Annotated in this window: 21 protein-coding genes; 6 read left to right on the top strand and 15 right to left on the bottom strand. The window is 58.3% G+C overall.

The window, feature by feature from the left end; all coding sequences use genetic code 11:
- From BLW21_RS21225 to BLW21_RS15025, 3 genes are all read right to left on the bottom strand, one after another.
- The coding region (locus BLW21_RS21225; RefSeq protein ID WP_175470991.1) for an ATP-binding protein at positions 1-654 on the bottom strand (654 nt) is incomplete at its 3' end.
- A 14-nt stretch (positions 655-668) separates the two neighbouring features.
- Entirely contained in the window at positions 669-3275 is a 2607-nt protein-coding gene (locus tag BLW21_RS15020; protein WP_092741504.1) for a site-specific DNA-methyltransferase, read from the bottom strand.
- Between the two features lie 123 nt (positions 3276-3398).
- Positions 3399-6512: a BPTD_3080 family restriction endonuclease gene (locus BLW21_RS15025; RefSeq protein ID WP_092741506.1), complete on the bottom strand. Its 3114-nt coding sequence runs from the start codon at positions 6510-6512 to the stop codon at positions 3399-3401.
- 324 nt (positions 6513-6836) lie between these two features.
- Here BLW21_RS15025 and BLW21_RS15030 point away from each other — a divergent pair, with 324 nt between their 5' ends.
- From BLW21_RS15030 to BLW21_RS15040, 3 genes are all read left to right on the top strand, one after another.
- On the top strand, positions 6837-11627 hold the full coding sequence (locus tag BLW21_RS15030; protein WP_092741508.1) for a hypothetical protein: 4791 nt from the start codon (positions 6837-6839) through the stop codon (positions 11625-11627).
- A gap of 16 nt (positions 11628-11643) precedes the next feature.
- Positions 11644-12777 carry a methyl-accepting chemotaxis domain-containing protein gene (locus BLW21_RS15035; RefSeq protein WP_092741510.1) on the top strand — a complete coding sequence of 378 codons (1134 nt, stop codon included), beginning with the start codon at positions 11644-11646 and terminating at the stop codon, positions 12775-12777.
- 155 nt (positions 12778-12932) lie between these two features.
- Positions 12933-13601, top strand: a complete 669-nt coding sequence (locus tag BLW21_RS15040; protein ID WP_092741512.1) for a hypothetical protein — start codon at positions 12933-12935, stop codon at positions 13599-13601.
- A 70-nt stretch (positions 13602-13671) separates the two neighbouring features.
- Here the strand turns inward: BLW21_RS15040 and BLW21_RS15045 are convergent, their stop codons facing one another.
- From BLW21_RS15045 to BLW21_RS15065, 6 genes are all read right to left on the bottom strand, one after another.
- The gene (locus BLW21_RS15045; RefSeq protein ID WP_092741514.1) at positions 13672-14838 is read right to left on the bottom strand and encodes an HNH endonuclease domain-containing protein; all 1167 of its coding nucleotides are present in this window, start codon (positions 14836-14838) and stop codon (positions 13672-13674) included.
- Between the two features lie 9 nt (positions 14839-14847).
- Positions 14848-15792, bottom strand: a complete 945-nt coding sequence (locus tag BLW21_RS15050) for a phospholipase D-like domain-containing protein (protein WP_092741516.1) — start codon at positions 15790-15792, stop codon at positions 14848-14850.
- 27 nt (positions 15793-15819) lie between these two features.
- Complete coding sequence (locus tag BLW21_RS21230) at positions 15820-16071, bottom strand: hypothetical protein (RefSeq protein ID WP_139255235.1); 252 nt, start codon at positions 16069-16071, stop codon at positions 15820-15822.
- 33 nt (positions 16072-16104) lie between these two features.
- Positions 16105-16995 (bottom strand): DNA/RNA non-specific endonuclease, encoded by an 891-nt coding sequence (locus BLW21_RS15055; RefSeq protein WP_092741518.1) that lies wholly within the window; start codon positions 16993-16995, stop codon positions 16105-16107.
- Between the two features lie 119 nt (positions 16996-17114).
- A complete protein-coding gene (locus tag BLW21_RS15060) occupies positions 17115-18461 on the bottom strand; it encodes a Y-family DNA polymerase (RefSeq protein WP_092741520.1) in 1347 nt (448 codons plus the stop codon).
- Between the two features lie 108 nt (positions 18462-18569).
- Positions 18570-19037: a LexA family protein gene (locus BLW21_RS15065; RefSeq protein WP_092741841.1), complete on the bottom strand. Its 468-nt coding sequence runs from the start codon at positions 19035-19037 to the stop codon at positions 18570-18572.
- 888 nt (positions 19038-19925) lie between these two features.
- Here BLW21_RS15065 and BLW21_RS15070 point away from each other — a divergent pair.
- Positions 19926-20840: a hypothetical protein gene (locus tag BLW21_RS15070; RefSeq protein ID WP_139255236.1), complete on the top strand. Its 915-nt coding sequence runs from the start codon at positions 19926-19928 to the stop codon at positions 20838-20840.
- Between the two features lie 162 nt (positions 20841-21002).
- Here the strand turns inward: BLW21_RS15070 and BLW21_RS15075 are convergent, their stop codons facing one another.
- The 6 genes from BLW21_RS15075 to BLW21_RS15100 all read right to left on the bottom strand — a co-directional run bounded on the left by BLW21_RS15075 (position 21003) and on the right by BLW21_RS15100 (position 24406).
- Positions 21003-21791 (bottom strand): hypothetical protein, encoded by a 789-nt coding sequence (locus tag BLW21_RS15075; protein WP_245711915.1) that lies wholly within the window; start codon positions 21789-21791, stop codon positions 21003-21005.
- Positions 21754-22800: a hypothetical protein gene (locus BLW21_RS15080; RefSeq protein WP_092741524.1), complete on the bottom strand. Its 1047-nt coding sequence runs from the start codon at positions 22798-22800 to the stop codon at positions 21754-21756. Before BLW21_RS15080 ends, BLW21_RS15075 begins: the two co-directional genes overlap by 38 nt.
- A complete protein-coding gene (locus BLW21_RS15085) occupies positions 22797-23411 on the bottom strand; it encodes a hypothetical protein (RefSeq protein ID WP_092741526.1) in 615 nt (204 codons plus the stop codon). Before BLW21_RS15085 ends, BLW21_RS15080 begins: the two co-directional genes overlap by 4 nt.
- A 28-nt stretch (positions 23412-23439) precedes the next feature.
- On the bottom strand, positions 23440-23742 hold the full coding sequence (locus BLW21_RS15090) for a MerR family transcriptional regulator (protein ID WP_092741528.1): 303 nt from the start codon (positions 23740-23742) through the stop codon (positions 23440-23442).
- A 65-nt stretch (positions 23743-23807) separates the two neighbouring features.
- A complete protein-coding gene (locus BLW21_RS15095; RefSeq protein WP_092741530.1) occupies positions 23808-24143 on the bottom strand; it encodes a MerR family transcriptional regulator in 336 nt (111 codons plus the stop codon).
- Between the two features lie 2 nt (positions 24144-24145).
- Positions 24146-24406, bottom strand: coding sequence for a hypothetical protein (locus tag BLW21_RS15100; RefSeq protein WP_019946776.1), 261 nt, complete (start codon positions 24404-24406; stop codon positions 24146-24148).
- A 100-nt stretch (positions 24407-24506) separates the two neighbouring features.
- Between BLW21_RS15100 and BLW21_RS15105 the strand changes: the two genes are divergently transcribed.
- Positions 24507-25343: a S24 family peptidase gene (locus BLW21_RS15105; RefSeq protein WP_092741532.1), complete on the top strand. Its 837-nt coding sequence runs from the start codon at positions 24507-24509 to the stop codon at positions 25341-25343.
- 241 nt (positions 25344-25584) lie between these two features.
- Positions 25585-26895: a site-specific integrase gene (locus tag BLW21_RS15110; protein ID WP_092741534.1), complete on the top strand. Its 1311-nt coding sequence runs from the start codon at positions 25585-25587 to the stop codon at positions 26893-26895.
- The last annotated feature ends 83 nt before the right edge of the window (positions 26896-26978 follow it).

Raw genomic sequence — 26978 nt, forward strand, 5'->3', positions numbered from 1 at the left:
TGAATGATGTTTTCTTATGTCGTATGTAATTGTTATTGCAGCGTTAAAATTTAAGAATTTGAATACCTTTTGAATATCTTTATTGAATCCTTCATTTGAAATTGCCTCAGTTATCAAATCCAACGCTTTATTTATATTTGCTGATGAAAACGCATAATTATTTTGAGATTTAATTCCCAAGTAATTATAAAAGTTAGAATTATATTTATCAGAATATCTATTAATTCTTCCTGGGTAATCGTTATTCATCACGAATTTTTCGTGCAATGTGTATGCGGCAGCTATGCAGCTGTCTGGCATTTCTAATTTGTCTATAGATATTGGATCATCATTTATGCTTAACTCATATTCATAAGTATCATAATTGACTTTATATCTATCTAAGCCCATATAATAGCTTATTTCATACCCACCTTGATGAATAGGCCTGTATTTAAAATTTGAATCTTCATGTTTTTTATTATACAAATCATTAAGTATATCTACGACAGCTTTCAATAGTCTGCTTTTGCCTGTTCCATTAGGCCCAATCACTACTGTTGTATATGCTGCTTTAGAATGGATGTTTTCTTTTAGAGAAAAATTATAGAATTGTCTCTCAAACTCTTTTGAGTTTTTAAAATGAACGTACTCTAACCTGAATGCTTTCGTCATAGCCGTAAAAAAATTTAAACCTTAACAACCTGCGTCGACTCTTCGCCGAACTGGCTGATTACTCGGACGGCGATTTGCTGGCCTTTGCGGGTGACGTTGATGGGGCGGGACCGAAAGCCGTAGAGCTCGTCAAATGCTTCTTCGTCCAACTCAATGCGGAGAGTGTGCTCGGCTTTCTTTTTGGTGCTGAGCTTGGCTAGGTCACTAATACCGCGTTTCCACTTGCTGAACTCGTCCTGTTCGCCACCGCAGAAGAAGACTTGCTGGACGACGAAATTGGAGCCGTCGTAGTCGTCATCGACCATCCAGTAGGCAATGTCTTTAACGTTGCGGGCTTTTACTTCATCGTTTATGGGGTCGTAGAGGTCCATGCCGCGGACTTCTACGCGGACCTCCTGACCGGGCTGGGGCTTAGCAATCTCTTTGTCATCTGCGTCGATAAGGGCGATATCAGGCTCGCCGATGGTGACGAAGGAGGCGGCCTTCTTGTCTTTTTTGATGAGGCCCTCCTGCATGAGGTCGTCGTTCATGCGAATTTTATCGACACGGAAGGATCCGACGCTGGTAGACTGCTGGCTGCCCTGGACGTCGGTATCGAACTGGAATCCGAGGACGACGAGCCAGTCGGCATCACCGCGCTGGCGGCACTCCTTGATGGCACCATTGAGAGCCTGGCGACTGACAGCTTCGAACTTGGCACCGATATGCAGATAGGCTTTTTTCTCGCCGCCCTCCGCATTATAGTACCCTTCGGCGTGGAGGTAGCCTTCAGAGGGAATGGCCTCGACGCGGTGGAAGACGGCGCGTTCGGTAGCGTCGCCGTTCTTGATGCCAGCGGAGCGTAGGAGGTCGTAGATGCGCTCCTCGAATCGGTCCTCTGAATCTGTAGCGGCGGCGGCCGTGTTAGCTGCGGCTGGCGCTATTGGATCGAGCCCCTGAAGGGTTTCGACGGTGAAGGGCCCAGCTACACGAACTTTCGATTTGTCAACTTCAGGTTGATCGTAAAGAGTTTCTTCTTCGGAAGGCTCATCGTTTGCAAGACTTCTTAACGTGACCCTATTTACCTTCTTGTATATAAATCCTTGCCTTATATCTAAGCTCGACACGCGTGTGTAGAATGGGAAAACCGCAGTCATTAACCTTGCCTTTGCAATGTTTAATGCGATACGAGATGTGTCAATTGTAATCCAACGACGGCCCCACTGTTCTGAGACATAAGCGCTAGTTCCACTCCCGCATGTAGGATCAAGTACTAAATCCCCTGGATCAGTGGTCATCAATATGCAGCGCTGAATAACTTTTGCGTTGGTTTGAACAACATAATTCCTTTTCTCTACGAATCCTCCCATTGATGTATCATCCCACCAATTACTAATCGGCGCGTTACCAAAATCATCGTGATATCGCACATATGAAGGCGTATTTCCTGATAAAGCAACTCTGCCCTTAGCAATCAACTTCGCCATTCCTTTGGGTGTGGTAGACCAGTGGCGTCCTGCCGGAGGCAAAAAACTTCTGCCTTCAAGGCTTAACGGATAGATGCAAGGGGGAATAATACCTTGGTTACTTATTTGATCTAGCCTGTACACTCTCGCATTACGTGGCAATGGAGTACGTCCGCTTGCCTCATCCTGTGTCATCCTTCTTCTAACACCATCTACTTCTATATTGCGGTAGTTAGGATCATCCGTTAGTTTCTTGGCGCTAAATAATTGTCTGTATTTGACAAATTCAAAACTCTTAGCATACCATATAATGTAATCTGCAACAGTGCCTAAAACATTGGTTTTCGCCCCAGGGCTGCTAGCTCCACTCGTTTTCTTAAATTGAATTAGCGAGCAAAAATTCTCACTACCAAATACCTCATCCATCAGATTACGCACCAGATGTATATTCTCGTCCGAAATCTGCACAAAACATGATCCGCTTTCATTAAGCAGCTCTTTCGCTAGTAGCAGCCTTTCACGTAAATAAGTGAGGTAACTATGGATACCTAGCTCCCAAGTATCGCGGAATGCCTTAATCTGCTCCGGCTCCCCGCTAAGGTTTTCGTCCTTACCATCCTTCACGTCGCGATTATTGAGCCGCATCTGCCAGTTGGAGCCATACTTGATGCCATAAGGCGGATCGAAGTAGACGCACTGCACGGTACCGGCCATGCCTTCCCGCTCTAGCAAGGAAGCCATCACCAACTCAGAGTCGCCCTGAATGAGGCGGTTGGTCCAACCATCAGGCGGGTGCTGGTAATACTCACTGGTTTTGTTAAGTTCTTCCCGATCCAGAGCGTTGCCGAAGAGGTCGTTAAGGCTCATCTGACCCGAGGCAGGCGCAGCGGTGCGGTAGAGTCCTTTGATGAGATTCTCGGGTACGATGTGCTCGTGGCGGTAGAGGGAGCGGATATCGATGGAGAGGCGCTCCTGGCGGCCGTCCTTGCCGTATTTGTTAAGCCAGAATAGTTCGGGGTCTTGGCCCCGGGTAGTGACGGGGCTAAGGGGTAAGTCAGTCTGATGGTTAGGCTGGACTTTGGCATTACCTTGCTCATAGCCAGCTTCTTCCTTGGAGGGGATATGGGCGCGGGTATCAGCGTGGTTGGTGGAGCGAATGAATAGATTGTCAGACATGGCAGTAGTGGGGCCTTACCCCCGACCTCTGGTTCGCTGGATATGCGAAGCCTCGGGGAGAGGGGATGCCGGACGACAGAATGGTTGTCGTGCGGAGGGCGGGATAAATGAAGGGAGAAAAGGCTAGCTGATGGGTTGAGGCTGGGCCTGGTACTGGAGCTCAAGCTGCTGAAGGTAGTCTTGGAGCTGGGGGCGGATGTTGCGGATGTCGTTAGCGACTTCGAGGAAGTGCCAGGGGTCGAGGCCAAGTTGGGCGGCGACGTTATTGACAGCTGGCAGCCAGCGTTCAGTGACGTACCAGCGCTTGTCGACTTTGGCTTCGGCCATGCCACTGATTTCGAGGACTATGTTGACCCGCTGGCCGGTGGAGAGGAGGCAGCGCACAATGAAGTCAGGAAAATAGCGGCGCTCCTTGGCCTGGCTGACGTATGGGATGCTGAAGCCCATGAAGTCGTTTTTGACGTAGGCTTCCACCTCGGTCATTTCCTCCAGGTTTTCGAGCTCCTTGGCGGCAATGCCCTCCCACTCACTGTCCATGACTACGTAGTTGACGTGGCTTTTGGTAGTAGGGTACACCTCGCGGCTAGTGGCACCGCGCACCCGGGCGGTGGAGCCCACCTTGTCGTTGTAGTGGGAGAAGACGGGGCGAATTTGGTCGCCATCCCGTGGTTGAGGCTTTATGGCGCGGCTGATATGCTCGACGACGGCCTTGTCGTCGTAGAATAGCAGCATAGCGTGAAACGCACCGCCAAGACAGGATACGTAATCGCTCAGCCATTTTCCTACAGCCTCACGCACGGGACCGAACCAATAGGTGCGAGGCTGGCCTTTGGCGTCGGCAAGGTGACTTCTAAGCAGTAGGTGGGTGTAGTAATACTCGAGTTGCTGCCGCCGCACCTGGCGGACGTTGTCGAGATTGAGTTCCTGCTCGTGTTCTGAGAAGGCCGAGGTCATTAGGGTGCGGGTTGGCAATCTGTGCCCCTCGATAATAAACGGTTCTAGGTTGGAGAAGTCCACCTCTAGGACGTCGCCGCCAGTTTCGAGGCGGTAGCCCTCCACCATGGGGAAGTGAATCTCAAATTCTTCTTTGCGCTCGGGCAAGGCATGAACCTGGGTGAGCGGCTTGGGTGGCTCGGGGGGCGTGATGGCGCCTTTGCGGAACAGCTTGAACGGCACGCCGATGATGTGGGCGTACTCGGGCGGGAACTTGTACTCGACGATGCGGCGCTTGTCTTTAGTGGGCTGGCCCTCCTTGTCGTAGCCGACGAGGTTGTAGGACTGGCGACGCAGGGCGCGGCCGGCCACCTGCTCGCAGAGCAGCTGGGAGCCGAAGGCGCGCAGGCCCATGATGTGGGTGACGGTGTTGGCGTCCCAGCCCTCGGTGAGCATGCTCACGCTGACCACGCAGCGCACGTGGGAGCCCAGGGCGCCGGTTTTGCCGACGGTGTTGACCACCTCGCGCAGCAGGTCGCCGTCGGTGAGGTTTTCGACGGAGCGGTCAGGGTGCATGATGCGGTAGTCCTGCTTGAAGCGCTCAATCTCGGGGCCGAACACGCGCTTGAACTGGTCGTTGACCTGGTCGGAGTTGTCGAGGGCGCTGGAGTCGATGATGAGCGTCGGGGGCTTCTGGCGGGGCAGACGGGTGTGGCGGTCGAAGTTGGTGAGCAGCTCGAACTGGCCCGGCATGATGAGCGGCTCACCGTCGGCCGTAGCCGTTTCGTAGCCGGCAATGTACTTGAACACCTCGGAGGAGACGTTGGTGTTGTTGCAGACCAAGATGAGCACCGGAGGCGTGGAGAACAGGCCACCGAGGCGGTGGAATTCCTTTTCGTAGTGCTCGTAGAACTGGTGGAGGGCCGTTTTGACCAGGGTGGGCAGTTCGGGCTTGCCTTCCAGCTTCTGGGTGCGGGAGCCCCGCTTGGGCAGTTCGTGCTTGACGTGGGCGTAAATGTCGCGCAGCTTGGCTTCCTGCAGGTCCTGGGTGTCGTCGCCCTCGGGCAGGTAGGGGATTTTGACGAGGCCGCTCTCGATGGCCTCGATGAGGCCGAAGTCGGAGCAGACCCAGCTGAAGAGGCTGTAGGGCGTATAGCCGGAGCCGCTGAGGTAGTAGGGCGTGGCGGACAGGTCGTAGACCTGCTGAAGCTTGAAGCGGCGGCCGATTTCGACGAGGCCCCGGTACCAGACGGCGGCCCGCTCGTTTTCCTGCTTGATGTCGGTGCCGTCTTCGGCCTTGGCGGCCTTCTTGGACTTGGGCAGGTAGCAGTGGTGGGCCTCGTCGTTGAGCACGAGTAGGCGGCTGCCGGCACGGAAGCTGCCGAGCAGGCGGCGGATAACCTGTCCAAATTCTTCCTTCGCCTCAACCTTGAGGCCAGTTATGGGGTCGATTTTCCCGTCGAAGGGGCTGCGCTTGTTGCCCTGGAGCTGCCTGGGCTCGAAGGCGTGGTAGTTGGTGAGGACGAGGCGGGCATTGAGGCCGGCCAGGCGCTGGTGCAGGTGGGGCGGCACAAGGCCGCGCTGGCGGTAGTAGTCCTTGGCGTCGGTGGCGGTGGTGGCCTGGGTGTCGACGTAGAGCACCCCGAGCCGGTCGCGGATGGTGACGCCGGGGGTGACGAAGAGGAAGTAGTCGGCGAAGCGGGTGTCCTGGCGGTACTCCTGGCGGTTGAAGTAGTGGTAGAGCGTGAGCATGGCCATGACGACCGTCTTGCCGGTGCCGGTGGCCATTTTGAAGGCCAAGCGGGGCAGGTTGAAGTCGGCGTCGTCGCTGACCTGCCAGGCGGTGGCCAGCTCGGCCAGGATGCTGGTGCCACGGTTCTCGGCGCGGGCGGGAGCTACCTCGTTGAGCCAGACGGCCGTTTCGAGGGCCTCGCGCTGGGCGAAGAACAGGCGCTGGGTAACGAGGCGCTCCTTGTTCTCGAACCAGAACAGGAGCAGCTCGCGGGTGACGCGGGTGGTGTTGGGGTAGCCATCGTGGCGCCACTGGCCAACCTCCTTGCGGAGGCGGTTGATGAGGTAGTCCTCGGTGGCGGGCAGGTCGGAAACGTCGTAGAGCTCCTTCTGCTTGCCGACCTTTTTGGGTAGCACCTGGGCGTCGGGGGTGTAGGGGCGGCGGCCGGTTTTGATGACGCTGTAGTCGAGGCTGCCGTCGGGCGCCATCTGGTAGGCTTTGCGGGGCTCGTCGTAGGGGTTGTTGAGGATAGGGTTATCGGCGGGTGGGGTAACGGAGGATTCGGTGGGCATCAGATAGTGCAACGGTCGTAAAAGGGCTGGTAATATAGTGAAAGGGGGCGGCCGGGCAATAGGGCTATGGCTACTTAAACTAGCAGGCTATACGACCTGGAAAGGTCTTGCTGTCTTATAGTCTGGTGGTTAGCCGAATGGGTAGTGTGGTGATCGGAAGAGAGTATTTGCACTGGATAGCACAAACCGGTAGATTAGCTGCTGCATTGCTAGCGGGTGGTTACTTACTTATAGCGGTTGATCTTTTAGCAGCGGGTACTTCTATTTATTGAACGTTCAACCTAGATGGCGACTTTTTAGTCGGCGTTGACTTACTAGCACTATATGGCGGCAGCTTCAGCGCCCTCTATTACCCCGATAATAACTCTGAGCGAGGCGCTGCCCGTACGGCTGGGGGTCATTAACAAAATCCATGGTGATGGCAGTGGCTCTATAAGGATTCGTTCGGGTGAACTATACCGCTTCCATGCTAATGGCGTATGGAAAAACGAGGCCCAAGCATTAAGAGCGGGCCTGGAGGTTGTATTTGAGCTCAATACCAAAGCATTGGTTGCCCGGGCTGTACGCAAACTGACCCGCAGCAAGATCATAGGCCTGACCAGCCAACGGTGGATTCCGGCCATGGTAACCGGTCGCGGGGTAGTTGCCACCCGATTTGCTTTCAGCGCTTACCTATCCGTGGCGCAGGTAGAAGCCCACCAATTGACAGAGGGGATGATGCTACTGGTACGGGTGAGTCTGAGCGAGACCTATGCCAGTGTGCCACAGGTGCTGGAGCTGCAAATAGTGAGCGGAGAACAAGCTGGCAGGTTTGGCCAAGCGCTTGCCAGTGATGACGGGCCGGCGCAGCTACAACGGGTGGAACTGGAAAAGCGAATTGCAGCTATTGGCCCTGTTGGTACTGAGCAGCAAGCGCAGACACTTGTCCATCTGCTACAGTTGCGCAACGGGTACTCTCATCGTCCGTTAGGGCGCGTTCTGAACGTTGTAACCCCCCACTGGGGCCTGCAACTACAAGCGCTCGGCTACGGCATGGAGCTGGCACCGTCTTCCCTGCTGATAACATTAGTGGCGGATGCAGATTTCACTACTCAGCAACTGCCAGACTATCTGCTGGCCCCCTACAGCCTGTTGAGGTTGGAGCGGTTGAAGAATATTATCACGACTGAGGCCCGGGACGAATTGCTAGCGCTGCATAGGCTCGGCCAACAGCGAAATCAAGCGGTTTTCTCTCAGGAGGCCCTCGCAAAGATTTCCATCGCCGAGCCCTATACGTTTGATTTGTGGCTGGAGGGGCTGGCAGTCCCCCACCCCCAGCTGGCCGTTATCGTGCAGATGTTGCTTCAGCCAGAGCTGGCAAAAGAGCAGGAAATCGGTGTTGGGCGGCTGCTGCAGCGCTGTCAGCAGGCCGGGATTGCCTTGCAGGTATGCCAGCAAGTGCTCAGTAAGACACCTGATGAGGCTCTGGCACAGGAGTTTCTAACCCTGCGTTCAGTGCTGGACAAAAGTCAGCAGCTGACACTGCTAGCAGACATCCGACACCGGGTATCTGAGCGACAAGTTGATGATTGGTGGGAACAGAAGCTAATTGAGCACGCTCCAGCCGCTCGCATTGCGAAAAGAATCGTCCGGGCTTCTGCGGACTACCAAGCTGAAACCCTGGTCCGGTATCATCTACTGGAAGGGTCGAGCATGGCACTAGTTGCGCAGGCAAAACAAACCGTGCTGTCTAACCAGCATCTTGACTCTATCTATAGCTTAATAAAGACACTGCAGCGTGGGAAAAAGGGTTTCTATCGCTGGGGCCATTTAGCGAAGGACTTGGAGGGCTGGGCAGACACTACGCTGCGGGCAATAAGAAAGCTCAGCGACTTTCTGCCCGCTGAGCAGCAAGTGAGTTGGTGGCTGCAGGGAGCTGTTGGTCAACCGAAAGCAAAGGTTTTGAACGAGCGGCTTCCCCTTCTCGCTGAAATGGAGCTAAAGCAGGTCTGGTCTTCGCTCTCAGTGCCGGCTGTAGAGGCGGTAGTGAATAGTCTTGCTGGGTGGTTAGCACGAGATTTACCGGTGAACTGGACGAAGCTGGCACTAGTGCAACTGCAAAAGCGCCGGGCAGAAGGCATACAGCGGAGTCGGCAGCAACTCCAGCGCCTAGTAGTTATGCAGCTGTCCGCCGACCTTCAGATAGCCTTCTGGCAGCAGGGACTGACGGATCAGCCTGAAGATGCAGTGCTTGGGCAACTACTGAATCAGGCTGACACCAAACAGACCGCGCAACTATTGCCGCAGTTGAGTCAGGCTTCCCTGCCCGGGGTAATACCACTACTGTTCGACCGTTTGGTGACGGAGCTGGACTTTGCGGAGCAGGTGCTACGGAGGCTGCACTTCGAGGCTTCAGTTGTGCCACCACAAATTACTGTCCTACAGACAGCAGTCTATAACTGCCTCACTCCTATCCTTAGTCCAGCACTGTACTTGCAATGGTGGCTGGCTGGCTGGCTTCCTAGTCCATCGGTGAGCGTACTGGCGGTGGGGCTTACAACGGCATCACCACTGCGCCGTGCGGCAATGCTGGAGTATTGCGACCAGGAACTGCTACAGCAGTACGGACAGTGCCTGGCGGAGCCTGTCGACTCGGTGGCTAAGCCGGAGCAAGGCTCTGAAGAAATAGTCCATGATGTAGTCGCGCAGCTCCTTGCGCGATTCCCGGTGCAGGAAAAGAATGCGGAAGTGATAACGGGGCTGCTGCAGTCTGTTGCTACTAGCACCCAACTGCAGTGGTGGATGCAGGGGCTAAACATCGCTATTGACTGGCAGGTGCTGGAGCAGGGCCTGGAGCAGGAAGCACTACGGTTGCAACTGCTACCCGAACTAGCTAAAAGACGACTAGCTGAACTGTTGGCTTACTTGCCCCGAACTACCGCGGAGCTGTTACCAGAGTTTGTGCTCGCACTGACCAGTGATTCGGTTATGGGCCGTCACCCAGCAGGAGTACAAGTGGCCGCTCTCGTTCGCCTAGCGCAGTTGCTTTGCCAAGAGGCCGATTTCAGCCCGACTGAATTGCGCCAGTGGCTAACAGAACTACAAAGGCGTTGCCGGCATTGGCAACTACGGGCAGCTTACGACGCCTATTGCTTGCTTGGGCAAGATGCGCCGAACCCGCCGATCAACTGGCTGGTTGATGAACAAATTACCCCGAATCTATCAGCGGAGGATTTGTTGCTTTACTGGCAGGCTGATTTGATTAATTATTTCCCTTTGGTACCGCTGCAGGAAATTGCGTGCTGGGTTGCCAGCCAACCCCACGCCGATCTGCCACAGCTGCACAAAGAAGCATCAATACCAGTAGTGGTGCTGCAGGCTTGGCAGAGTCTGGCCACATTACGCGGCCAGATGAGTTCCCAATTGAAGATTGTTGCGGCGCTACACGTGCCGGCGCTAGCCTTTTTGGATTTACTTAGCGCCATTGTCCCCTGGCTGGCAGCAAACCTGACGGGGGGGCAATTAGAGCAACTCTGGATATATGGCTATCCATTGCCTGAGCCTCGCAACTGGAGCGAATGGAAGATTTCGACCCGACTCCGCACAGTACTACTCCGCACAAGCAACTATAAGCAGGAGCTGCCAGCTAGATTTGCACCTAACGCTGAGGAAATAAGAGAGTGGCTTAGTGCGCAATACTGGGAAGACGGTAGCGAGGTCTTAGCCAAAGAAATGTATGCCCTTTTACGTGGTTATGAGGCATTAGCAGTAGTTGAACTGCCTACCTGGCAGGAGCTAGAACAGGAGTTTACGCTACGGTGTGCTAGCGTTGTGAAAGTGCGGGTATGGATGAGCCTACCAGCCCAAAGCCAGCAGCGTTTGTTCAATTATTACGCCTTCCGGCGGGGCTATAGTCGGCTGCGCGCGGCAGAGCAACGGGACTTTCTGCGCATAGGGCGTCCTTATCTGGAACAGACTGGAAAGACGGAACAGGATTACAACGGGGCACTGCACCTGCGCCATCGGTCCTTGCTACGGCAGCAGGATGGAGTAGCCGTCTACCGCATGTCATTGGCCCATTGCTACTGCCCGCAGGAGGGGTATTTGGAGGTTGAGCTGGCCGATAAAAACCACACTATTCCCTGCCCCTTTCCCGAAGCGACACCGGAATGGAATGCCCGTTTTCTGCAGATGCCCTGGGCTGCCTGCCCGGTACTCGTGCACGTGGATAAACAGACCCGGGAACTGGTAAAGATTCAGGGCCTGGAAGCTGCTTTACATCAGTTCCCTACCGATCAGCAGCTCAGGGCGCACTACTCTTTTCAGCGGGAGCGGAAAGAGCATGGTACAACTGACAACCCGGTGGCATACTGGGAAGATGAACAGCTGCATGATGAATTGAGCAGCTACCTGCTTGAGCTAGCTGAAGGAAACCCATTCCCAACCATAGTTTTGACGGAAAAGCCGGTTTCCCGGGCCAAGCCGTTGCAACCCGACTGGCCCAAGCCTAAGCCGGAAGAAGAGCCAGTCGATGAAGAAGCAGCCGGGGAAGAGGCCGATGAACTGGTACTAGGCCCGGTTGTACTGCCTCAGCAGATGAATCTCTTGCGCATTGTGGATCAAGAGGATATAGTGTTCGTATGGGCACCCCAGTTTCCCCATTCCAACCGGGCCACTTATGTGTTTCGGGCGCCCTTGATTCACCATGAGCAAGCGCTGGGGCGCTTGGAATATTTGCTGCATAATGTAGGCGGTATTCGCTCCGCGCTGCTGGCTCCAGGGCCTACCTCCCACCGGTTGCGCCGTCATCTGGGTTACGTGCGCACCATTCGCGGAAAGCGCGGACAGGCGCAGGCGTTTGAAGGATGGCGCAAGCGGTTGGATGCGATTATCGCGGCGGGGCCCGAGCAGCAGCATGCATATGACCCGGACAGTCAATTTGTTCCGTGGGAGCTGGAAAACCCAGTGGTTCCGGGTGCCCCGACGGCCACACCGGAGCTACCAGCTACTGAGCCCGTTTTGGCAGAGCTCCAAGCGCCTGATTCGCAGCCGGCACCGCCGCAGCTCAGAGCCCAGCAGCTATTGCAGCAGTTACAGCGTTTCAATTCCCTTTTTCTTGCCGGTTATTCTTCCTAGCAGTCATTCGCACTTTATGTCCCAGCAGTATATCGCCCCCGAGCCCTCCCCTACTGAAAACGTGTTCGAGGAATTAGAGCAGGAATTGCGGCGCCTTAAGTCGGCAGTGAGCCATCTGAGTCTGTCAGAGTCAGCCGCCACCCAGGCCATTGAAGCCGCCGAGCGGGTGGTGCAGCAGCAGAATCAGTTGAGCCAGCAGCTAACCGACTACCTGAGCCGCTTACCGGAGCAGCAGGCGGAGGCCGCCGGTGCGCTGGTGGCAGAACTAAGCCAGGCCGCCGCGGCACAGCAGCAGCAGGCCCTGGCGCAATTGGCGCAGCAGCTTACACAGGGAAACACCTTACCTGGCCGGCCGGTAGCGGAAGAGCCGTATCGGGCGCTGGCGGAAAAAACAGAGGAGCGGCAGCGGCTGCTGGAGCTGACGCTGGCCAGGATCGACGCGCAACTCAACGAGGGAATTCCGCACCATCTCACCCAGGAGCTGGACGAGCTGCTGCAGCAGGTAACCCGCGAGGCCACCGTCGTGAAGGAGCACGGCCAGGTGTTGAGTCAGGTGGAGCAGGCTGTGCGGAACCTGGCTTCGGCGGATGATCAGGCGAGCTTGATGAAGCAGGTGCAGCAGGTTGGTCAGGAAACTGCCAAAATAAGTGAGCAGACAGCGCTGCTGAAGCAGGTGCAGAAAACGGTTGGGGAAATAGCATTTAGCAGCGGTGAGAACCTGCTGCAACAGCAGGAGAAGGCTGCTGCGGGGAACGAACAGAGCAAGCTGCTGAATCAGGTGCAGCAGGCAGTGCAGGAAATAAAGCAAGGCCAGCAGGGCCTTACGGCTCACCTGAAGAGTGGGGCCAGCAGCCGGCCCCCGGAAAGCATGGCAGCGGGGGGAATACAGGAAACCTTAAAACAGCAGTTTCAGCAGTTGCAGAGCCAGCTGCTGAAACTGCTGGAGCCTTCAACCAAGCCCAAATCTCCTTTGCCTTCGACGCCCGATTACGGGGTACGCAACAAGGTAGACGAACTGAGTAAAAAGGTGAATGAGCTAACGCAACTAGCGGCGGCGCAGCAACGCCTACTAAAGCGGCAGCAGGTGTTTGGCCTGCTTACGCTACTAGGCGTGCTGGCCATGCTGGCGGCGGGTTTTATCAAAGGGTAGACAGGCAGTCATTTTTCAATTGCCCAGCGCCGGCGCAGAAGCCAGGATTTCGGCATTCAGCCTTGACCTTGCAGCCTACGGCCGAGGCAAGAAATCCAGCGGGCCATGAACGCAAGCCGCTGCTTTAACAGATTACGCTTTTAACCGAAACCATAATGCTGGCAGACATTGCCTTGCTGGTGCTGGAGAATCCCTGGGACACACCCCAGCGAGGAACCCGCCGGCTGTCCGTACTCCCCTTCTTTGAGGGGCTGGAGCGCATCCATGGAAACATGGCCGTTTACCACTCTACTTTTCATAGTCTGGACGGGCTTCGGGAGGCGCTGGACTATGATTTGCGGCTAACCCGCGAGCCTCGTCAGGTGCTGTATGTGGGCTCACATGGCCAGGGCCGGATGTTGAAAAACATCCGGTTCGCGGATCTGCGCAAAACCGTCAGGGAACGTGCTGACCGGTTGGAAGGCGTCATCATCAGCTCCTGTGAGATTTGCCGCAACTGCGAAGACCTGATGGACCTGGTGCGCGGAACAGGCATCCGCTGGGCAGTCGGCTACAAGTGTCCGGTTTCCTGGTTTGACAGCATGTTGATTGAGTTGGCCTTGCTGAATGCGCTGGCCGAAGCACCGGTTTCTTACAAGGGTAATCTGGATTCGCTGGAGGTCTTCTTCCAAGAGGCCTTGCAAATCCTGAATAGAGACTATGTGCTGGACCCGGCTAAAGGACGGCTGGCGGATAACGTAACTATCGTGATTAGCTCCCGGTCTAATGCCCAGCCGCGGGTACTTGCCTGGCCGACTGCCGCATCAGGGGAGCCGGCGGAATAACGTCCTGACTCGCCCGGCCCTTCCTGAACCGCTTGGCCTCCACCACTCCTGGCCCACTTTGCAGCCGTGATTAGTAACGCTGGATGTAGCGGGCATCCGCTACCTCGCCAATGAAGCTGATGGCACGGTGGGCGAGCTGGGTGGGAAAGGCCAGGCCGGGCTGCAGGCCGCTGAAGCGCAGGGCCGAATCTTCGTACATAACCTTGCGCAGACTGGCCGACTGCTGATAGGTGGCGTAGGCCTGGGCCAGCAGGGGTTCGGCGGCTTCCAGGCCCTGCTGGTTGGGCACCCGGTCGCGCTTGGTGTGCTGGTTGTAGCGGCGGTCGACGGGCAGCAGGTTCCACAGCTCGTTGACGGGGTAGAGCGACAGGGGCAGCAGGTGGTCGAGGTCGTAGTGCTCGGGCTTGGTGAGCGACTTCTGCGTCCAGGGGCAGGTGAAGCGCACGTTTTCGTGGAGCAGGATATCGACCTGGTTGCGTTCCCAGGTGAGGGGACGGCGGTTGTCGGGGCGGGTGGTGAGCAGGGTGTAAACCTGGCCGCGGGTAACGAGCTGGTCGGCGGGCTGGGTGACGGTTTCAGTGAACAGGCTCCACTCGTGCAGGCAGAGGGCCTCGACGTAGAGTGAGAGGCGCTGGAAGGCTTCCCACAAAGTGGCCGGCACGACCAGGCAGGTATCGTGCGGGTTGGTACCAGGCAGGGCCTGCACTGGGGCCGGCAGCAGGCTGAGGCGGGCGGGCTTGTCGAAAACCGACCACTGGCCGGGGCCGGCATAGCGGATGGGCATGCGCAGGGCCTCGGCGGCAGCGGCCACGGCCTGGGCGTAGGTCCGCTGCAGTTCGGGCGCGTAGGTGGCGCGGCGGCGCGGGGTGCGCATCTCGGTGAGCAGGAAGAAGCCGTCGGCGGACTGGGCGGGCAGCTGCACGCAGGCCTGCCACTGGCGGCGCAACTCGGTCAGGTCCGGGCGGAAGGATACGTCGTTGCGGACTTGGCCGGCTACCAGGGCGCGAGCCCCCTGGTAGATAGGCTGGTGTTCATCGGCGAAAGGCCAGTAATAGGCCGTCCAAAGCTCGGCCAGGCGGGTGAGCGGTACGGCGACGGGCTGGCCGGACTCGGCCAGCCCGGGATAGAGCAGGGCCAGGTCGTTGAGGGCCCGCAGCAGCGCTATTTTGTAGCTGGTGGTTTTGTTATCGTGCTTGAGGATGGTGGCAATGACCTGGTCGCCGGATATGGGGGACATTGGAATTGGCTAATTGCGGTAGTCGGCCTTGAATGCCTGCGTGGCCCGCAGGAAGTAAGCCACCTCGGAAAGCAGCACTTCTTTCTCGATGTAGGGGAGCTCATCGAACTGGGTGGCTGACATCCTGGACCTGCGCATAGCCTCCACTTGGTCATAGTATCCTTTGGCACCCCTCCTAATCATGTAATCGTAGGCGCCCATCTTGTAATGAGACGCCGACTTCCGGGCAAAGCGGTCAGCCTCGCTAACCGATACAACTCCACGCAATACCAACTGACTGGTGGTACCTTGGGCATTATCCAGCAGCACCGAGAAGGTGTTGCCCACCGCCCGAATGGTCATGAAGTCACCGTCACCTTCGATAGTGCACCTACGGTCGACCTGGGCTGATAAGTAGTCAGCCAGGACCTGACCGAAAGGCTGCCGTTGAAACCGGGTTTCCTCGTCGGACAGGGTCTTAGCCGGTGCCTTTGTTTCGGGCACCATCGGCTTCGACTCGACAGCAGCCGGCTTGACTGGCGCAGCAGTCCTTCCGATTTCATGGGGCGTGATGAAGTTTTCGATGAACAAGCGTAACTCCTCAATCTCGGCCGGCGTTTCGAGCTGCCCCCCAATTTCGATGGAATTGCCAATGGAGCTGCTCAGCAGATTGAGGGAGGCAATGATGCCGGTGGACTCGTTGAAGTAGAACTTGGCGTGCAGGTTGGGAATCAGCCGGGGTGTGATGCCCATATCAAGAACTTGCTGCTTGCTGACCCTGCTGTCGGTGTTGGAATCCTCCCGGATGTAGAAGTCGATTTTAACTCCCTTTTGCTGGGCCGCTACAATAGCGGCGGATACCTGCTTGGTGTAAGCCAGGTTCACGTAGGGGGAAACAAGAACCAGCTCCTTATTAGCCGTTAGAATGACGTTCATCAACTTGCTTTGAACGTCGTGCGACTGAATAATTTTCATGTAGAGCAGCAGTTAGGATGGGCAAACTTAGTAGCACTTCCGGCAGGCCCGCTTGCCCTGCTGCTGCGCGGCACTGGGTGACATGCTGCGCACCTCGTGGGTGCAACGGGAAAGTCCCGCGCAACGACTGGAAGCGTGGTAGGCTACGGAGGATTTACTGATGCAGACATAGACGGCTGCGGCAGTTAGGGCGTGGCGGGTGGCCGGTGCGGTAGCGGACAGGGAAGCGGTGAAGCTGCCAATGAGCAGCGAACTGGCGACGAGTAGAGTTTTTAGCATAGCAGAAAGGTTGGCAGTGGCAACGTTGGGGCGCTATTGCGTGGGCCCCTTATCCACGCTGGCTTCCACCACCTGCTGCACGGCCACGGGTATGGCTGAGAGCAGGTTGAGGCCGGTGGCGGCTTCAATGGCGTCGACGCTGACGCGGTACTGGCCCCAGTCGGTGTTGATGGAGTTGTCGTTAGGCGTGTCGATGGCAATGACGCGGGTGCTGGTACTGACGCGGGTGGCGTCGTTGTCGCCGGTGGGTAACACGACCACGACTTTCCAGAGGCGGGCGGGGACGGTTACGCGGCCTTGGTCGAGCGTAGTCTGGAAGCTGTTAGAGCCGGTGCCGCCCTTGCCGTAGGAGCCGCAGATGATGTAGACCTCGTTGCCGGTGCTGAGGAAGGTGCGGGTGTAGTTTTCGAGGTTAGCCCAGGTCTGCTGGTTGTTGCGCGGGGCCTGGGGGACCATGTTGGTCATCAGGAAGGTGGCCGAGTTGTCGGGCACGGTGTTGGTGCGGTCGGCGCTGGGACACTGGTGGCCGCGGTCGAAACCGGAGCCGGAGTAGCTGCTTCCTCCTACCTGGTACCAACCGGCGGGCAGGGTGTTGTCAGCCCGGAAGTCGTCCTGACGGGCGGCGGAGCCGCGCCAGCTGGCATCGAGGTGCCAGCTGACCCAGGTGGGAATGCCCCGGTCGCGGTGGTAGCTGAGCGCGTACTGGGGCTTGCTGAGCAGGTAGTTGGTGGGCTGGCTGACGTCGGCGGTGGCGCCGCTGGGGTTGCCCAGGGTCAGGTGCTCTGTCAGCGGCTGGACGACTGGTGGCGGCGTAATAGGCGGCTGGGTAGTGGGTGGCGTAACCGGGGCGGGGTCGTTGGTGGTGGAGCAGGCAGTGGTCAGCAGCAGCAGGGAAAGTATAGCTGGCAGTTGGGATTTATTCATTGCTAAGAAAGAGACCGGTAAGCTTGGTAAAAGCGGGTTCCGGATGGGGCGGATTAACTGCAAAGAAACGCCACTTATCGGCATAAGTGGCGTTTCTTTGCGCTGCGGGCCAGGACTATTTATTGGACAATTAGCAGGTCCTCGAGGCGAGTGGTGTAGGCGGGGCTGCGGTGCTCGGCGCGGCCGAGCCAGGGGGCGGCGGGCTGGCCGGTGGGGGCCGGTGAGGCCACGCTGGCGGCGGGGCGCACGGTGCCGCGGCCGAACTGGCGGTTGAGCGCATCGAGGCTGCGCATGAGCTGCCGGGCACGGGCGTCGGATTCGGGGGTGGCGGCGGGCCGGCCAGTGACCGGCGCGGCGGGGGCGAACAGGCTGAGCTGCTGGCCGCGGCCGGGCGGTTCGAGGCCGTCGAGTACGACGCCGGCTTTGACGTAGCGGCGGCCAGGCACGTAGAGCTTCTCCAGCAGGCGGCGGGCGTAGGCTAGCAGGCAGAGCGTGTCGGCGGTGGGGCCGGCGGGCAGCGTGAGCGTGACCGAGCGGGTGTAGGGGGGCGGCACGCGGGTATCGTAGCGGTCCTGGCTGAGGAAGACGGTGAGGATGTGGGCCTGGTCGTGCTGGGCGCGAAGCTTCTCGGCGGCCCGGCTCAGGTAGGTGCTGACCGCGCCCCATAAGTCATCGAAGCAGGTCAGGCGCTGGCCGAAGGAGCGCGAGCAGCTGATGCTTTGGCGGGCCAGCGTGCCGTCTTCGGACGGGTGCAGGCCCTGGCAGGGCTGGCCGCGCAGCTCTTGGATAAGCCGCCAGCCGACGACCCCGCCGAGGTGCTGGCGGGCCCACCCCTCTCCTACCTGGCCGAGCTGCCAGGCGGTGGTAAGGCCCTGGGCCTGGAGCTTGGCGGCGTACTGGCGGCCTACGCCCCACACGTCGGCGGCGGGAAGGGCGCGCAGGGCCCGCTCGCGGCGGGCTTCGGTGTCGAGGCGCAGGATGCCCTGGAGCTCGGGGTATTTCTTGGCCAGGCGGTTGGCGACCTTGGCCAGCGTTTTGGTGGGCGCCAGCCCCACGCAGGTGGGGATGCCGGTGCAGTCGAGCACGTCGCGGCGGATGGCGCGGGCGCGGGCGTCGAGCGGGCCGCACCAGGTGGTGAGGCCGTCGAGGTCGAGGAAGGCTTCGTCGATGCTGTAGACTTCGACGGCGGGCGCGTGCTCGGCCAGGCGGGCCATCACGCGGCGCGACATGTCGCCGTAGAGTGGGTAGTTGGAGCTCAGGGCCTGGCCCTGGTGGCGGGTTAGCAGCTCGCGCACCTGGAAGAAGGGCGCGCCCATGGGGATGCCCAGCAGCTTGGCCTCGGGCGAGCGGCTGACCACGTTGCCGTCGTTGTTACTAAGCACAACCACAGGCCGGCCGTCGAGGCGGGGCTGGAAGACCCGCTCGCAGGAAACGTAGAAGTTATTGCCGTCGACGAGACCGTACATTTTGTTTTGGGCTTTTAGCTGACAGCTGCTAGCTGTTAGCTTTCGTTCTGGGTAGCTGACTGAACTTGAGCTATCAGCTAATAGCTGTGAGCTAACAGCTCAATAACGCTAGTCACGGCTGCGGATGAGGGCAGTGAGGCGGCCGGGGATAAGTTCGTGGACTACGTGGGTGACGACGCCCCAGATGCGCAGGTTTTCAGGCTCGGTGATGGGGTAATCGGGATAGGCCGGGTTTTCGGCCTGCAGCCACCAGGCGGTGCCGCGGCGCACTAGGCGCTTGACGGTGCACTCGCCCTCGACGACGGCCACGACGATGTGGTTGTGGTCGGCTTCGAGGTGCTTGTCGACGGCCAGCAGGTCGCCGGAATGGATTTCGGCCCCCTGCATGCTCTCACCCGACACGCGCACCAGGTAGGTGGCTTCGGGGTGGCGGAAGAGCAGACGGTTAAGGTCAAAGAGCTCTTCGAGTTCGTCGGTGGCCGGCGAGGGAAAGCCGCAGGGCACGAGGCTGGCGAACAGCGGCAGCCAGAGCGTGGTAGTGGGCGTGCCCACGTCGATAAGTTCAACAGTAGTCATGGCAGGAAACCGGCTGAGCCAGCTTTGCAATACTACTAAATAAATTAGTAAAATTGATTACTTCTTGGCTTATGCTATTGGCGGCCTGCTTACTCAGGAGCGTTTCAAGCAGCTGAACGTCATTCTACCAAGGAAACCTCCCCCACCCTACCGGGCGAAAGATCAACTAAATTAAATAGCAAAAATACTATGCCTTACTATCTACCGGACGCGGAATCGTTTGAGAAAATATTTGGGGAGTACATGGCCTGGGACTTGGGGCTACTATTTATAGTGGTTTTTGAAGGTGTAGGAGCTATGCGACAGGTTCCACCGGGGGCAGTAGTTGGAGTGATCCAGCGAGAATGGACAACGCGCTAAGGTAGACGAGAAGCAATTCAGGGCGAAAAGCGGTTCAGTGAGGCAGCAGTTCAGTAGTAAGCGTGCTTCAGCCGGCTCTGATCTGGGCGTTGTCGTGGGTCTGGCCGGGCCGGGTGAAACTAGGCAGTAACCCGGCCTGGGGACTACGGACGCGTCAGTTTCCACTCGATGTCTATGGCAATGATTCTGCGTCACATAGGGAAGCGTGGATAATGAATCCAGACTCCCCTAGGATGAGTTGACGAGGTCAATATGCATTGTCACAGCTACCAGGAGTAAGCTTACCAATCATTTCGTTGGGACGGTGGTATTAGCCTAACTGGATACATAAGGTCGGATATGCACAAGTTCGTATAATTGAATTTTTTTATTATAAAATATTAATTATCTTGCTTATGAACTCTGAACCCTAATGCAATGAAGCTACTACCTATCCTTTGCTGTCTCGCATTATCGTTGTCGGCATTCGCTCAAAACGAAGCATTAACCTTCCGTAAGTCTTTCAAGCTAAAGACTATACACGTTATAATGGAAGGAAATGAAAAAGGTAAAGTTGACAAGGGTAAGACCAAAGAGTGGTCAAGGACCGAGAAGAGCAAGCGCTCAAAGAATGAAAAAGCAGATGGGGTTCAGAAGTACTATATTTCCTCTACCCAGGTGCTTTTGATAGACGAAAAAGAAAATCATAAGGCGACTGTGACTGATGACAAAATTGTATTAGCAGGGGAATGTGAATACGCAATCGAGTACATATTGACCGCTCAACGCGAAATTCTATCATCGGATGGTAAAACTAAAACGGCTCAAGCCATTATAGAAACCAATGCAGAAGAGGGGTTCATTAAATTTACAGATGAAAAAGTGTGGGTAAACCCGTTATTGAGCGAAGATCATGAAGATGAGGGCGTTTACTATTACACGTTAACTAATCGACAAACATTAACATTTCGTTTTAGCGAATGGGTCGTTTCAGCAATGACGCTGCCTCTGAAGTACCGATTCGGTGGGAAAAACCACTACCAAGGCTTAAATAATGTTGATAGTACAAAGTCATTCCGCCAAGACTTTACGACGGCAATCAATATTAACTTATTCGTAGGGCACACCTTGCGCGCCTCAACTAGCTACCATTACCGCGAACAAGTCGGTAGTATTACTACCACGCAGAAACTCATGTTTGGCGTGTTATTGGGCGCATCCACTGTTACGCTCGACAAGAGTAATACTAACGCAGCACGTAGACCACTCACCGGTGACACAAAGCTCAACAAGGGACTGGCGACAACTGGCTTAGGGTTTACCTACAGTGTAAATAAACTGAACGCGGGCGTATTTGGCGGCTTCGACTGGGCCGTTGGGTCCAGTGCTACCAAGTGGAACTATAACCATCGGCCGTGGCTGGGATTGGCTATTGGCTATTCCTTGTTCCCATTCTCTATGTAGAGAGAGGATTTACTGGGCAGCTTGTTGCTTTAGATATTGCTTAAAGGCCACTAGGTACTCAGGGCTGAACGTGGTAGCTTAAATGGTAGGGCGCAAAGTACTGGCGGGTAGAACACGGGCACCGGGCTTTCTGATGACGCGACAGTATAGCGCGGATGGTGTTCATGCGCCGAGGTGCTTCGGGTTCTCGATTCCCAGCTTCTCGGCGAAGCGGCGGGTGGCCTGTTGGTGGCGGCGGGTTATCTGCTGCCGGGCGGCTTCGGAGGGCTGCCAGTCGGGCCGGGGGTAGCGGTGAATGGCCTGCTGCACCTCCTGGCGCTGTTGGGCGGCTTGTTCCACACTCAGCAGGCCGCGGCGGTATTTCTGCTTGATGAGGGTAAGCTTGTCGCGCAGGTGCCGGGCATTGGGGTGGCTGGCGGGAATCATCAGGGCCACAGACTGCACCAGTGCGGGGGCGGCCTGTTGGAGCTGGTGCAGGGCTACGGCCTCCTGACTGATGGCTTGGGTCTTCTGGTCGAGGTGCTGGTTTTCCAGGTGCCGGGCCTTCTTCTCGAAGTAGGCGTTGAGCAGCCCATAGATGGTGGCCGGGTCGAGGGCGTTAAAGAACTTGGTACCAATGGTGCGGGCTTCTTTCAGAGCCAGAATGATGTCCTTGACGCTGTCGTGGGTGTAGATCTGGGCCAGGGTATCGGCCATTTCCAGGATGTCGGCCGCGTCGGGCTTGTCGGCCACCCGCACGCTGTCGACGAAAGCGCGCAGGATGATGACCAGCAGCTTTACTACCACCTCCTCCCCTAACGTCCACTTCAGCTGGAACAGCTTGGGGGCTGCGGCGGCCTGGGCTACCGTCAGGCCCGCCGACAGCTCGGCCAGCACGAGGCGAGCGGCGGGGTTGGGGGTGGCGGCCAGGTGGCTAACGGTCGTACTTGGACTTGAAGCCAGCTGCAGCAAAGAAGTCTCCGGCCGGGGGCTGCTGGTGAAGGGAGCCATCGGGCCTGCGCTGGACGTTCGGAGCGAGTTTGAGGCGGTTTTCATGGGCATCGTTGAGGAAGAATTGCGTAGCGCAGGCTTTCCAGTCGCGGCGCTGGGGCGGCTCTCCGGTCTTCCGGTCGCGCCAGGCCTGAATCTTGGCGTGGTAAAATCGTAAATCAGCCAACTGGTAATCGGTGTCGTCGAACGCCTGAATGAACTTCTCCACGTCGGCCAGCTCAGACTCGGCAAAGGGTACTTCGGGTTGCTGCTGCCGGCCGCGCCGGGTCTGGCTGTCGGAACCGGCAGCAGCTGCGCGGATGGTTTTGGCCTGCTTCACCCCCTTTTTCTTTGGCGCAACTTTCTTTTTGGGGGCTGCGCCTGGGACCGGGCCTGCACCGTTAGCTTCGCTGACCATCGGTTGGGCCGGGGCGGTGTCGTCCGGCAGCAGTTCCGCGCCTGAAAGCCCTTCGCCTTCGAGCACCGCTATTTTTTTTTGGTGCGGCGCGGCGGCGCTGTTTACACCGTTTGTAGTACTACCTGTTTTACCATACAAGGAGGGTTGACCCACTTCTGGTACAACCCTCCCCGGTTGGTTGGCCCACTTCCGGGCCAACGGTTGTACCACCTCCGGTACAACTGACGGAATTTCGGTTAGCCCACTTCTGGTACAACTGCCGGCGGGGTGGCCCATTTCTGGTACAACCTCCCCGAGTGTGCGCAGCCGTACCGAGCTGCCACCGTTGTGGCTGGGCTGGTAGGTAAGCAGGCCCCAGGCGGCGAGGTCGCGCAGGGTGTCGAGGTAGGTGCCACGGTTGCCGATGTGGGCGGCTTGCATCACGTCGGCACGATTTAGGGGAAGCTCGAGGGGGAAGCGGGCGGCGTTCCATTGGTAGAACAGGGTCCAATACAGGCTGACATGGTGGGGCCGGGCCTGAGCCTGGCGGCTCAGGTGCTCGTGGGCGGCGCGGGTGTGGGCCACGTAGTTCATGCATGCGCCGGCATAGGAATCAGGGGAACGAAGGGCTCGTCGATGGCCGTGAAGCCGGCGGCAGGCTCGAACAGGTCAAGCTGGATGCCGGCAGTGCACTTGCCGCGCAGGGCCGCCTCCACTTCGGCCACGGCGGCCTGGACGGCCGTTTCGAGCAGGCCGGCATAGGCATAGGGCTCGAGCTCCTGGTCGAAGGCCACGTAGGGGCTGGCCAGGTTGAGCAGCTTGCCGGCGGCGAGCTGGCGCTGGCCGAGAAGCGTAACCCCGCTCCCACCGCCACCGAGGGTGAGGCCGGTGACGGTGAAGGGCGTGAGGTGGTCGGGTAGTGGGCCGGAGTCGTCGTCGGGCCAGAAGTCGGGCGTTTCGCGCAGTTGCTCGCAGAGCAGGCACAGGTGGGGCACGAGCTGGGCCAGGCGGGCGAGCAGGTCGGGGTGCACGAGCTCCTGGCACGTGAGGGCGAAGGTGCGGGGCGGGGCCTGGTCGGTGCGCTGCTCAGTGAATTCGCACTGCAGCTGCTGGTGTTTGATGCGGGCTTTGAGCACGCGCAGGATGGAGCGCGGGGCGGGCTCGTCGGCGGCCGGGCCGACCAGGGCGTGGTGGGGAGTGGGCATGGGATAAGAGAATTGGGGCCGGGGTGGACTAAATGGAATAGTTGAAAGGGGACGGACGGTGGTAGCGCAGCGGGTAGGCGTCGAGTACGGAGCGGCGGTAGCCCCAATCCTTCTCGTTGAGGCGCACGCCCTGAATGCGGCCCACGCGCCGAGCGCGCCGGAGCGATTCGGCGCACAACCCGAGGTAGGCGGCGGCCTGCTCAGTGGGCAGGATTTGGTCGGACGCGGCCGGGGCCGGCTGCAGGAGTTGGGCAACCTGTTGGGCCAGCTGCGATACTTCGGCGCGCAGCGCCAGCCACTCGGATTCGGGGATGAGCAGAAACGATTGCATAGAGATGGGGATGAAAGGTGAAACCATCTCCGGCTAACGTTCAGGGGGCGGTCAAGCGCATGGGCTCAGGCTGCCTCGCGGCTGGCTACGGGGGCCGGGTGGCGGGCAGGACCAGCCGGTACCGTCAGGCGGTGGTAGCGACGCGGGTAGGCATCAAGAGCCGAACGCCAGAAGCCCCAATCCTTCTCGTTGAGGCGCACGCCGGCAATGCGGCCGGCCCGGCGGGCCCGGAGCAGCGCTTCTTCGCACAGACCCAGGTAGGCGGCGGCCTGCCGAGTGGGCAGCACCTCGTCGGGCGGAACCGGAGCGGGCTGGCGGGCGGTTTCGGCAGCTTCCAGGCGTTCGAGCCGCTCGAGGTAGCTCTGCCATTCGGTGGCGGATAGAATCACGGCGGGCTGCATACTCAGGAGTCGGCTATGATGCGGGTGGCACGTTTTTCCAGCTGGCGCCGGCGGGCCAGTTCGGCCTCGGCCACTTCCATAAAGGCCTCGACCACCTCCCGCCGGTTGCTGCGCCCGTCGATGGTCTGGTAGATGCTGGCCCGGCTGGCCTTTACGCCCCTGGACTTGAGCAGCTTGAGCGTGTCGTTGACGCTCTGGTTGCGTTTGCCGAGGCGCTCATAAATTTCCCGGAGTTGTCCGGTTTTTTTAGCTTCCTGTTCCATAGTGTTTGTAATTTGTTATATTTGTGTGGATGAATGCGCATCTAATATGCATAAATATATCAACACCAAGGCGTAACACCTCCATTTTTTTACCAAGATCATGGAACAGGAGAATGTTGCCAGCAAACGCATTGGCACCTGGCTTAGCTATAAGGGACTGAATGCCAACAGCGCATCGCAGCAGTTGGGCTACGCTAACAGCAGCAAAATGTACAAGCTGCTCCAGGGCGGCTCGCCCGGCTTTGACACTATGGTGGAATTTTCCCAGGCCTGGCCGGAGCTTTCGCTGGATTGGCTGGTGCTGGGAGTTGGCCCTATGGTGCGGGCCGGTCAGGGCACCGACAGCCCCCTGGCGCTCGAGCAGGTGGTGCGCAGCAAGGACGTGACGCTAGTCACGGTGGACGACCAGGGCCGCCAGAACATGGTACTGGTGCCCATTCCGGCGCAGGCCGGCTACACCGTGGCCTACAATGAGGCAGTGTACCTGAAAAACCTGAAGAATTACCGGGTGCCGGGCTTCGACCGGGGTGAGTACCGGGCCTTTGAAGTGGCCGGCGACAGCATGGAACCCACCATCAACCACCGCGACATCGTGGTGACCTCCCGGGTTGATGAGCCGCGGTTGCTGGAGGTGGGGGAAATCTACGTGTTTGTCACGCCCGAATCGGTGATGCTCAAGCGCATCAAGGACCGGGTGCGGGCCGATGACGAGGAGATTATCCTGTACTCGGACAATCCCCACCGCAAGCCCTATGGCATGGAAACCCGTGACATTATGGAAATGTGGCGGGTGCGCGGCTACGTGTCGAGCTATATGCCCAGTGCGCCCGACATCACGACCGAGCGCCTGTGGGAGGTTATCGAGCAGCTGGGCTTTGACCGGGCCGACATTCGGCGGCAGTTAATGGAAAACGCCCCCTCTGACGCCCCCCTTTAAAATGGGATGGCGCCTGATGTAATACTAACTTTTTGACTAACAAATAATTACCGTGTGCTTTGGGTGGTCGGTTTAGTTCCGACAGGAGGCTCATTCTTGCACACCCGGAACGCCCGGAAACTTGCTTCTCGCACCGCGAAGGCACGTTTCCGGGTTTTTTGCGTTCGGGGGAAATGGCACTCCTGGGCGCGAAACTTTCACTTAACGGCGGAAGCGACGCTACCCTACACGCTACCCTCTTATGGTTACCCAATTCACGCTGCGCAGGCAGAAGCAAAACAAGGCGGGAGAATGTCCCGTGTACCTGATGGTGTACTTCGACGGGGCCCGGCTGGCCTGCTCGACGGGTGAGAAGTGCCGGCCGGCCGACTGGAACGAGGACCGCCAGCAGTTCCGCCGCTCCTACCCCCTGGCTGAGGATGCCAACGCCCTGCTGGCGCGCATGGCCACCGACGTGCTGACCTGGTGGCGGGCAGTGCGGGCCGCGGGCGACCCGCCCACGGTGGCGGGCCTAAAGGCCGCGTTGCGCCCGGCGGAGGCGGCCCCGGCCGCCGACGAGTTGCTGGTAGTCGAGGAGCTGATGAAGTTCCGGGAGGTGATGCGCGGGCGGGGGCTGATGTGGAACACGCTGCGCCACTACCTGGTGGTGGGCAACTGGCTGCGCGACTACCAGAACCTGGCGGGCCGGCCGCTCACGGTGGCAACGTATGACCTAGCCACCCACGATTCGGTGGTAGCTTACCTGCGGACCGTCCGGGGGCTGGCGCCCAACTCACTTTACACGGTGGGCAAGGACCTGCGCCGACTGTTTGGCTACCTGCGCGACGAGCGGGGTTGTACGTTGGCTGTGGAGCCGCACAAGCTGCGGATTTCGAGTGAGGAAACCGACAAGGTGTACCTGACGGCCGGGGAGCTGGAGCAGCTGCGGGTGGCCGTGCTGCCCTCGACGCTGGTGCCGGTGCGGGACGTGTTCCTGTTCTGCTGCTATACCGGTCTGCGCTACTCCGACGTGCTGCAGCTGCACGGTGGCAACGTGGAGGCGCTGCCCGATGGCAGCGGGCAGGTGCTGCGACTGATTCAGACCAAGACCCGCACCAGAGTAAGCGTGTACCTGACGCGGGTGGCTGGGGCCTTGTTGGCCAAGTATGCCGGGGCGGAGCGCTCGGGCAAGGGGGCCCGGCTGCTGCCGGTGTACCAGAACCAGGTGATGAACCGCTATTTGAAGCGGATTTGCCGGCTGGCCGGCTTGGAGCGAGAGGTGGAACAGTCGGCGGTGGTGAGCGGGCTGGTGTGCAAGCGGCCGGTGAGCCTGCACGAGTTGGTGACCATGCACACGGCCCGGCACACCTTCGCTACCCAGAGCCTGCTGCGGGGCATGCCGGTGGAGGTGCAGAAAGTGATGGGCCACGCCAACATCAAGACGACGCTGGTTTACGCGAAGGTGGTGGAGGACTTCCAGCACCAGACGATGCGGCGGATCTGGGATGGTGCAGAATATGATAATGGACCGCAAATAATCGGCAGTGTCTGCGCGGTGGAGCCGGCGGCCTGACACACTTCTTACCTGATGGATTGAATGCCAATAGCCCGTTCTACTTAGTAGGGCGGGTTATTTTTTAGGGCCTGACGATACAG

It is taken from the genome of Hymenobacter psychrophilus, from assembly GCF_900107135.1.
Classification (GTDB): domain Bacteria; phylum Bacteroidota; class Bacteroidia; order Cytophagales; family Hymenobacteraceae; genus Hymenobacter; species Hymenobacter psychrophilus.

Coding starts and splice junctions, on each gene's coding strand:
- BLW21_RS15020 (WP_092741504.1), bottom strand. CDS start 3,275: ATGTCTGACAATCTATTCATTCGCTCCACCAACCACGCTGATACCCGC.
- BLW21_RS15025 (WP_092741506.1), bottom strand. CDS start 6,512: ATGCCCACCGAATCCTCCGTTACCCCACCCGCCGATAACCCTATCCTC.
- BLW21_RS15030 (WP_092741508.1), top strand. CDS start 6,837: ATGGCGGCAGCTTCAGCGCCCTCTATTACCCCGATAATAACTCTGAGC.
- BLW21_RS15035 (WP_092741510.1), top strand. CDS start 11,644: ATGTCCCAGCAGTATATCGCCCCCGAGCCCTCCCCTACTGAAAACGTG.
- BLW21_RS15040 (WP_092741512.1), top strand. CDS start 12,933: ATGCTGGCAGACATTGCCTTGCTGGTGCTGGAGAATCCCTGGGACACA.
- BLW21_RS15045 (WP_092741514.1), bottom strand. CDS start 14,838: ATGTCCCCCATATCCGGCGACCAGGTCATTGCCACCATCCTCAAGCAC.
- BLW21_RS15050 (WP_092741516.1), bottom strand. CDS start 15,792: ATGAAAATTATTCAGTCGCACGACGTTCAAAGCAAGTTGATGAACGTC.
- BLW21_RS21230 (WP_139255235.1), bottom strand. CDS start 16,071: ATGCTAAAAACTCTACTCGTCGCCAGTTCGCTGCTCATTGGCAGCTTC.
- BLW21_RS15055 (WP_092741518.1), bottom strand. CDS start 16,995: ATGAATAAATCCCAACTGCCAGCTATACTTTCCCTGCTGCTGCTGACC.
- BLW21_RS15060 (WP_092741520.1), bottom strand. CDS start 18,461: ATGTACGGTCTCGTCGACGGCAATAACTTCTACGTTTCCTGCGAGCGG.
- BLW21_RS15065 (WP_092741841.1), bottom strand. CDS start 19,037: ATGACTACTGTTGAACTTATCGACGTGGGCACGCCCACTACCACGCTC.
- BLW21_RS15070 (WP_139255236.1), top strand. CDS start 19,926: ATGGAAGGAAATGAAAAAGGTAAAGTTGACAAGGGTAAGACCAAAGAG.
- BLW21_RS15080 (WP_092741524.1), bottom strand. CDS start 22,800: ATGAACTACGTGGCCCACACCCGCGCCGCCCACGAGCACCTGAGCCGC.
- BLW21_RS15085 (WP_092741526.1), bottom strand. CDS start 23,411: ATGCCCACTCCCCACCACGCCCTGGTCGGCCCGGCCGCCGACGAGCCC.
- BLW21_RS15090 (WP_092741528.1), bottom strand. CDS start 23,742: ATGCAATCGTTTCTGCTCATCCCCGAATCCGAGTGGCTGGCGCTGCGC.
- BLW21_RS15095 (WP_092741530.1), bottom strand. CDS start 24,143: ATGCAGCCCGCCGTGATTCTATCCGCCACCGAATGGCAGAGCTACCTC.
- BLW21_RS15100 (WP_019946776.1), bottom strand. CDS start 24,406: ATGGAACAGGAAGCTAAAAAAACCGGACAACTCCGGGAAATTTATGAG.
- BLW21_RS15105 (WP_092741532.1), top strand. CDS start 24,507: ATGGAACAGGAGAATGTTGCCAGCAAACGCATTGGCACCTGGCTTAGC.
- BLW21_RS15110 (WP_092741534.1), top strand. CDS start 25,585: ATGGTTACCCAATTCACGCTGCGCAGGCAGAAGCAAAACAAGGCGGGA.